Raw genomic sequence first — 7,383 nt, 5'->3', positions numbered from 1 at the left:
GCTCACGCACCTCGAGCTCGACCAGATCCAACAACTCCTCGTCATCGACCATGTCCGCCTTGTTCAACGCCACGATGATCGACGGCACACCCACCTGACGAGCCAACAACACATGCTCACGGGTCTGCGGCATCGGACCATCCGTCGCCGCCACCACCAAAATCGCACCGTCGACCTGCGCCGCACCAGTGATCATGTTCTTGATGTAGTCAGCATGACCAGGCATATCCACATGCGCATAATGCCGGTTCTCCGTCTCGTACTCGATATGAGCAATCGAGATCGTGATACCACGCGCCTTCTCCTCCGGCGCCTTGTCGATCGAATCAAACGGCTGATACTCCGCCAACCCACGATCCGCCAACGTCTTCGAAATCGCCGCAGTCAACGTCGTCTTGCCGTGGTCGATGTGACCCATCGTGCCGATGTTCACATGCGGCTTCGTGCGCTCGAACTTCGCCTTGCTCATGTTGCTGTTGCCTTTTCCTCGAGATTGCTGAATGGGAGTGGTAGCGGCGATCGGGATCGAACCGATGACCTTCCGATTATGAGCCGGATGCTCTGACCGACTGAGCTACGCCGCCTGGCGTGTGGCCCTACGTTCCGGATGCGTTGCGGCGGTCCGGGGCGCATGGTCGGGCGCCTCGCCACCGAATTCGGGAGCGGTGCACCAAGCGAGCTGTATGCGGCTCGCTGGAGCCCTCTGTGGGAATCGAACCCACGACCTTTTCCTTACCATGGAAATGCTCTGCCGACTGAGCTAAGAGGGCGTTCTCGTGGGCGCGTGCCAGGTACTCCCGGCCCGAGCCAGTCGACCAGGATAGCGGTCGGTCGGCCCAATCCACGCCGCGCTTCGCTCGCGCCTCCTTCCCGGGGGCTGCGCCCCCGCTCGCTCCGCTCGCGCCCCATCGCCGCCCGGCTCGCTAGCGCTCGCACGAACGGCGGCGCTCGCTTCGCTCGCGCCTCCTCCCCGGGGGCTGCGCCCCCGCTCGCTCCGCTCGCGCCCCATCGCCGCCCGGCTCGCTAGCGCTCGCACGAACGGCGGCGCTCGCTTCGCTCGCGCCTCCGGTACGTTCTGCAGCGTGTCGACGGAGCAGGCCAACCCATCAGGAACCTCGAGCACCACGTCGGCCGGCACCATCACCATCCGACCCGCCGTGGTCGCCGACGCGGAGGCGATCCGCAGGATCTACAACGCCGAGGTGACGGGTCAGACCAGCACGTTCGACCTGGTCCCCCGCTCGCTCGAGGACCAGCAGCGCTGGCTCGCCGCCCGCTCCGGCGCCTTCTCGGCGATCGTCGCCACCGACGGCGACCGGATCGTCGGCTTCGGTGCCCTCTCCGCGTACAAGGATCGGGCGGCGTACAGCACGACGGTCGAGGACTCGGTCTACGTCGACCGCTCCGCCGGCGGCCGCGGGATCGGCACGCTCCTGCTCAGCCGGCTCGTCGAGATCGCCCGCGAGTCCGGGTTCCATTCGGTGATGGCACGCATCGAGGCGTCGGGCACGGCGTCGCGGGCGCTCCACGCCAAGTGCGGGTTCCAGCTCGTCGGCATCGAGCTCCAGGTCGGCCGCAAGTTCGGCCGTTGGCTCGACGTCGCCGTGATGCAGATCCTCCTCTGAGCCCCAGCGCTCAGCGGACGCCGTAGACGCGGTGGTCGATGTGACCGGCGGAGAACTCGCTGACGGCGACGAGCACGAGTCCGGCCAGCCAGGCGTAGCGCTCGTCGGTGGTCTCGAGGCGCGGCGTGGAGCGGATGTAGCTCGACTCGTAGGGGATGCGGCCGCCGGCGGCGACGGTGTCACGACCGGTGGCGGGCAGCTTGGCGACGCCCCGGCTGGCGTAGTGGATCAGCACGCCATCGTCGGTGCGGATCGTGGCGCGCACGTCCATGCGGCCGACCCCGTCGGCGCCGAGCACCACCCAGTCACCGCCGCCGCCGAGGAGTTCGCCGCGGACTCGTGGTCCGTCGAGCGCGCCATGGCGCACGATGTACGTCAGGCGCGTGCCGCCGGCGGTCGGGAAGACGAGCGGATCCTCCAGGTCGACGCGAAGGTCGAAGACGTGCTCGACGTCGAGCGTCGCGAGCGGGGCGCCGTCGAGCAGCGGCCCGGGCTCCAGCGGCGTGCTCATGATGCCGCCGTCGAGGTAGGCGGTGACGGGCTCTGGTGTCATCGATCGGCCTTTCCGGGCGGGGAACACAGACGAGAGTAGCATACGTTTGTATGTATTTTAGCAGGTGGCCGTATCTAGAGTTACGATTCCCCGTATGACGAAAGCCGGTGATGCCCGCCGTGCCGCGATCGCCGAGCAGGCCGTCGCCCTGGCGTCGGTCGACGGGTTCGACGGGCTGACCTTCGGCTCGGTCGCCGCCTCCACGGGGGTGGGCAAACCGGCCCTCCAGACGCTGTTCGGGTCGAAGGAGACGCTGCAGCTGGCCGTCCTCGACGCCGCCACGACGGTCTGGACGACCACCGTGTTGCGGCCGGCGAGCGCCGAACCCGACGGCCTCCCCCAACTGCGCACCCTCCTCGCCCGCTGGATCGACTACCTGCCCACGTTCCGCGGTGGCTGCCCCTTCATCGCCGGCGCCAGCGAGCTCGACGGCCGGCACGGCCCGGTGCGCGAGGCGCTCGCCGCGGCGATCCGCGGCGGTGAGGACCTGGTCCGGCGCCAGGCAGCGCTGGCGATCCGCCTCGGCGAGCTGGCGGCGGACACGGATCCCGACCAGGTCGCCTATGAACTGCACGCCGTGCTGCTGAAGGCCAACCACGATCTGCAGCTCTTCGGGGATCCATCGGCGCTCGATCGGGCGCGCGCGGCCGCCGAGGCAGTGATCGCCCGGCACACGCGCTCGTGCCGCGACCGGAAACCTTTGGAGGCCACGGCGGCTGGATGACGCCGCTGGCTGCGTTCCGGCTCCTCGTGGTTGGGCAAGGCAGGCACTTCGTCGCCGCGCCTTGCCAGCGACGTCCCCAGCTCGCCGTGAACCAGGCAAACGTTCCCGGTCGCGGCACTAGAGAACCTCACGGGTCGAGGACCCGGAGCTCGAGGGCCGCCAGGCGGGCCGGGTCGGCGATGACGTCGTAAGCGGCGATGCGGTCCTCGACCACCTCGAAACGCAGGGCGATCCACAGCCGGCCGGCCGGTGCGACGATCGCCCCGATCGAGCCGTCGACGAGCACGACCTCGGCGATCTCGGACCGGCCGGCAAGCGCCACGGTTCCCCTGGCGACTGCGTCGGCGCCGCGAACGAGGGCCGCGGCACCGGGCGGCAACGCCTGGACATCGCTGCGCCGCACCACGTCGGGAGCGAGGACAGCCACCACGCCGGCGAGGTCGCCGCGTCCGGCGGCCGACAGGAACCGCTCGACGACGGCGCGAGAGCGGTGGTCGGCTGCGGCGCGCCCGGCGGGACCGCCCCGCACCTTCGACCGGGCCCGGCTGGCGAGCTTCTTCGTGGTCGCCGGCGACCTGTCGACGATGGGGCCGATGTCCGCGAACGGCACGGCGAAGAGGTCGTGCAGGACGAACGCGATGCGCTCGTCGGGCTCGAGCCGATCGAGCACGACGAGCATCGCCCTCGTGACGGAGTCGGCCACGATGGCTGTCTCCTCAGGGGCGACGCTCTCCCCTGCGGTGGCAGCCTCAGCCGGCGGCTCGGCCGCAACCGGTCGCCGCCGCCGAGAGCGCAGCTCGTCGAGACACAGGCGGGTGACGACCGTGCGCAACCAGGCGTCGACGTTGTCGATCGTGTCGATGTCGGAGCGGTCGAGACGGATCCATGCCTCCTGCAGCATGTCGTCGGCATCGGCCGCGGAGCCGAGCAGGCGATGGGCGAGGCTGCGGAGCTGCGGTCGCGCCCGCCGGAACATTGCGTCCCGTTCAGACGGGCTGATCCCTCCGGTGGCCGGCGTCTCGTCGGTCATCTGCTCGGTCCCCTTTCGTGCGCGGCGGTCGTCGTGATGAATGACGACCTGGCGCGGTGCCAGGTGACCGCAACGACACGATCTGGCGTGCTGTGCGCGCCAGGACACAGCAAGGACCACGATGAACACATTGCTCCACCTCGACGCCAGTGCCAACCGCTCGGGCGAATCGATCACCAGGGCCTTGAGCGCCAGGTTCGCCGCGGCGTGGTTGGACGCCAACCCGACGGGCACACATCGATATCGCGATCTGGCCGCCGATCCGGTGCCGGCGTTGACGACGGAGTTCTGCGCCATCGGGCGCCGCGTCGAACAGCACCCGCCGATCGGACGGCTGGGCGTCGATGCATTACTCGAGAGCGAGGACGAGCGCGCCGACTGGCGCGTCACGCGCGCTCTCGTCGACGAGCTGGTGGACGCGGACACCGTGCTGCTCGGCTGCCCGATGTACAACTTCTCGGTGCCGGCCGCGCTCAAGGGCTGGATCGACCGCATCACGTTCCCGGGCGTGTACCGCGCCGCCGACGGCTCCGCGCTGTTGGCCGGGACGAACGTCGTCGTGGTCGCCGCATCGGGAGGCGGATACGGCCCGGGCACGCCGCGGGCCGCCTGGGACTTCCAGGCGCCCTACCTTCGCGCCTGGTTGACCAGCATCGGTGTGCCCGACGAACGGATCCACGTGATACGTGCGGAACTCACGCTCGCCGACCTGGCCCCCGGCCTCGCCGACCTCCGCCCACTGGCCACGGCCTCGTTCGAGGCGGCGCTGGCCTCGCTCGATGCCGTCCTGCCGGCCTGTGTCCCTGCCGCGATGTCGGCCGAAAGGACCAGTCCGAAAGAGTGATTCGGGGCCCGCCGCGGCCCGCTCACCGGACGCCAGGTCTACGGTCCGCCGTCATGCATTCGTAACACGAGTGCACGACTTCGACAGGCGGGCGGGACCGGATGGGAACGACCCGAACCCAGGACCGAGACCCAGATTGGAGTCCCCGTGGCGGCTTCCCGGAACGCGACGACGAACGTACTCGCCGTCATCACACTCGCCGGAGTGGCGACCGTGATGACGACCGGTCCGGCGGGGGCGGGTCCGGGCAGTGCCGCCCCCGCCGCCCACGGCGGCGCCTCCGGCGAACGACCCACCACATCGGCCGGATCCGACTGCGACCTGCCGCTCGGCGACGCCGACGCCGACGAGGCGGACGGCGCGCTGGTGGTCCTCGTCGACGGCACCGTGTCGAGCGCCGACCAGGAGCGTCGCGTCGACGACCTGGTCCGCACACTCGATGCCACCACGACCGACCGCGAGCTCACCGTCTCGGTCGGCAGCTTCGGCGGATCCGACGCCGAGGTCCGCTTCTCACCGTGCCTCGACGGCGCCGTGTTCGTCCCCGACGGCAACAACGCCCGGACCCGCGAGCGCAACCGACCCGACCTCGTCGAGGGCCTCGCCGAGACGCTGACCACGCTCGCCGCCGGCTACGAGTCGAGCGATCCGACCAGCGCCATCCGCGCCGGCATCGACCGGCTCGGCCCGGCCGACGCCGACCAGCCCCGCGTCCTGCTCATCCACACCGACGGCATCCCGACCACGGGCTGCGCGGCGCTCCCGGAAGAGGTCAACGTCGACGAACCGGGTCTCGTCGACCGTCTCCTCGAGGCGTGCACGTCGGCGGGTCAGCTCCCGTCGGCCGACGGCATCGACGTCGTCATCGGCGGCATCGGCCGGACCGACACCGACCTCAGCGCCGACGCCGTGACGTTCCTCATCGAGCTCAACACTGCGCTGTGCAGCGCCACGGGCGCCACGTGCAGCGTCGACCCCAACCTCCCACCCGACATCTGGCCCGACAGCGTCGACGACGACTGACCATGACCCGGTCTCCCCATTCCGCGAGCGCAACGAGAAGGTGATCCGATGTTCCAGTACGCCAACCGCCGGATGAGCGGATTCAGCCAGCGGCGGCGGGGGCGACGCCTCGCCGGGCGCACGTACGTGGCCGACCCGGCTGTGCTCGGCCAGCTCGTGCCGTCGGACGACCCGCCGGCGGTCTTCACGCCGGCCGAGGACGCCGAGGTCGCCGAGGGCCACTCGTCCCAGCGCACGATCGAGCACTCCTACAACCACTCGCTGAGCAAGCGGATGCGGCGGCTGGCCAAGCGGGCGCCGACGCTGGAGCGCCGCAAGGTGCGCCAGCTGCACCAGGCCGACCACGCCTACGAAGTCGACCAGCGGTTGCGCCGCGCCGAACAGGCGAACCGGGACATGCGCGATCACGGCCGCCACATGCCGCGGTGGGCCCGCATCCTGATCGTCCTGGTGCTCGCCGCAGTCGACGTCGTCGCCTACCGCGCCGCCGTGGAGGTCGCCTTCGACACGTCCGACGAGTGGCCGGCGATCATCGACTCGTACCTCTTGTCGCTGCTGTCGATCGGCATGGTGATGGCGGCGATGTTCGCCGCCGAGCAGCTCAAGGCCCTGCACGGCGCCAGCGACCGCCGCGTCGACGACCCCGACTCCCTCGTCGACGACCTGCCTCGTGCGCGGCGGGTGTGGTGGCAGGCCGGCCTGCCGGCGCTGGCCGGCTCGGTCGTCCTGCTCATCGCCGGCGCCGCGCTGCGGGTCAACGCGCTCGGATCGGTACCGGGCTGGTTCTGGCTCGCCGTGCCGGCGTTCTCCGGGGCCGCCCTGGTGGGCGCCTTCTTCGTGGAGTACAAGTGGGCCGACAAAGCGCTCGACGAGCGCGACGACCTCGCCCGCCGCTCGCGGTTCGCCCAGTGGCGGCTGCACCGGGCCGATCGCCGCCTCGCGTCGGTCGAAGGCGACTACCGGATGCGCGAGGCCGAGATCGAGCAGCTGTGGTCGCTGTACGAGCCGTCGTGGCGGGTACAGATGGAGATGGCCGCGGCGCGCATCGCCGTCGCCCGCTCCGAGCGGCCCGAGCTCTTCCATCCGCTCGGACGGTCGGTGGTCGAGTCGGTGCACGAGCGCATCGCCCGCGGCACGACCCGCCGCGACGGGCCGTCGGCTCTGGAACGTCTCGACCTCACGGTGGAGCAGGTGCTGGAGCGGGCCGAGCTCACGCACGCTGCGCGCCGCGCCCCGCGGCCAGACGGATCGCTCGCCGTCCGCCCCCGTCGCCGTGGCCCCGAGCCGGCTGTCGTGCCGCCACCTGCGCCGCTGCTGCGCACGTCCGTCGCCACCACGCCGTCGCCGCCTGCGCCGTCCGACGTGACCGCGCCCGTCTCCCGGCCCTCGACCACCGAGGTGCGGCGCGTCCCCGTCCCGACGCGGACGGTGGTCAGCCGGGCCGCCCACCCGTCGATCGCCCGGCGCAACGGGCACACGCCAGCCCCCGACCCCGACGCCCCGAGCTTCCTGTGACCCGTCCCACCAGCCGCCGCGTGGCGCCGCTGCGCCCGCCGTCGCCCCGGCGCCTGCGCCGCCACGGGC

Annotated in this window: 8 protein-coding genes and 2 tRNA genes; 5 read left to right on the top strand and 5 right to left on the bottom strand. The window is 71.1% G+C overall.

The window, feature by feature from the left end:
* The 3 genes from DN771_RS28855 to DN771_RS28845 all read right to left on the bottom strand — a co-directional run.
* Window positions 1-469 (bottom strand): GTP-binding protein (locus DN771_RS28855; protein WP_117001043.1); only part of this gene is annotated, 469 nt, incomplete at its 3' end.
* A 38-nt stretch (window positions 470-507) separates the two neighbouring features.
* Window positions 508-584 (bottom strand) — tRNA-Met (locus DN771_RS28850).
* Window positions 585-694: 110 nt separating this feature from the next.
* Window positions 695-770 (bottom strand) — tRNA-Thr (locus tag DN771_RS28845).
* A gap of 312 nt (window positions 771-1,082) precedes the next feature.
* Between DN771_RS28845 and DN771_RS28840 the strand changes: the two genes are divergently transcribed.
* On the top strand, window positions 1,083-1,625 hold the full coding sequence (locus DN771_RS28840; protein ID WP_162942541.1) for a GNAT family N-acetyltransferase: 543 nt from the start codon (window positions 1,083-1,085) through the stop codon (window positions 1,623-1,625).
* A gap of 10 nt (window positions 1,626-1,635) precedes the next feature.
* On the opposite strand, the gene DN771_RS28835 is transcribed toward DN771_RS28840, so the two are convergent.
* Window positions 1,636-2,178 (bottom strand): DUF3237 domain-containing protein, encoded by a 543-nt coding sequence (locus tag DN771_RS28835; RefSeq protein ID WP_205528829.1) that lies wholly within the window; start codon window positions 2,176-2,178, stop codon window positions 1,636-1,638.
* A gap of 94 nt (window positions 2,179-2,272) precedes the next feature.
* On the opposite strand from DN771_RS28835, the gene DN771_RS28830 reads away from it, so the two are divergent.
* On the top strand, window positions 2,273-2,902 hold the full coding sequence (locus DN771_RS28830) for a TetR/AcrR family transcriptional regulator (RefSeq protein ID WP_117001040.1): 630 nt from the start codon (window positions 2,273-2,275) through the stop codon (window positions 2,900-2,902).
* 127 nt (window positions 2,903-3,029) lie between these two features.
* Here DN771_RS28830 and DN771_RS28825 read toward each other — a convergent pair whose 3' ends face one another.
* Window positions 3,030-3,932, bottom strand: coding sequence for a sigma-70 family RNA polymerase sigma factor (locus tag DN771_RS28825; protein ID WP_205528828.1), 903 nt, complete (start codon window positions 3,930-3,932; stop codon window positions 3,030-3,032).
* A 121-nt stretch (window positions 3,933-4,053) separates the two neighbouring features.
* Between DN771_RS28825 and DN771_RS28820 the strand changes: the two genes are divergently transcribed.
* From DN771_RS28820 to DN771_RS28810, 3 genes are all read left to right on the top strand, one after another.
* Entirely contained in the window at window positions 4,054-4,776 is a 723-nt protein-coding gene (locus tag DN771_RS28820) for an FMN-dependent NADH-azoreductase (protein ID WP_117001038.1), read from the top strand.
* Window positions 4,777-4,923: 147 nt separating this feature from the next.
* Complete coding sequence (locus tag DN771_RS28815) at window positions 4,924-5,799, top strand: hypothetical protein (protein ID WP_117001036.1); 876 nt, start codon at window positions 4,924-4,926, stop codon at window positions 5,797-5,799.
* A 48-nt stretch (window positions 5,800-5,847) separates the two neighbouring features.
* The gene (locus tag DN771_RS28810) at window positions 5,848-7,314 is read left to right on the top strand and encodes a hypothetical protein (RefSeq protein ID WP_117001034.1); all 1,467 of its coding nucleotides are present in this window, start codon (window positions 5,848-5,850) and stop codon (window positions 7,312-7,314) included.
* The last annotated feature ends 69 nt before the right edge of the window (window positions 7,315-7,383 follow it).

The sequence above is a fragment of the Desertimonas flava genome (assembly GCF_003426815.1).
Taxonomy (GTDB): domain Bacteria; phylum Actinomycetota; class Acidimicrobiia; order Acidimicrobiales; family Ilumatobacteraceae; genus Desertimonas; species Desertimonas flava.
The sequence above is the reverse complement of the archived record's forward strand: the minus strand, read 5'-3'. Positions and strand labels throughout refer to the sequence as shown.

Excerpts from the sequence above, each read along its gene's own strand:
- DN771_RS28835 (WP_205528829.1), bottom strand. The coding sequence starts at position 2,178 with ATGACACCAGAGCCCGTCACCGCCTACCTCGACGGCGGCATCATGAGC.
- DN771_RS28830 (WP_117001040.1), top strand. The coding sequence starts at position 2,273 with ATGACGAAAGCCGGTGATGCCCGCCGTGCCGCGATCGCCGAGCAGGCC.
- DN771_RS28825 (WP_205528828.1), bottom strand. The coding sequence starts at position 3,932 with ATGACCGACGAGACGCCGGCCACCGGAGGGATCAGCCCGTCTGAACGG.
- DN771_RS28820 (WP_117001038.1), top strand. The coding sequence starts at position 4,054 with ATGAACACATTGCTCCACCTCGACGCCAGTGCCAACCGCTCGGGCGAA.
- DN771_RS28810 (WP_117001034.1), top strand. The coding sequence starts at position 5,848 with ATGTTCCAGTACGCCAACCGCCGGATGAGCGGATTCAGCCAGCGGCGG.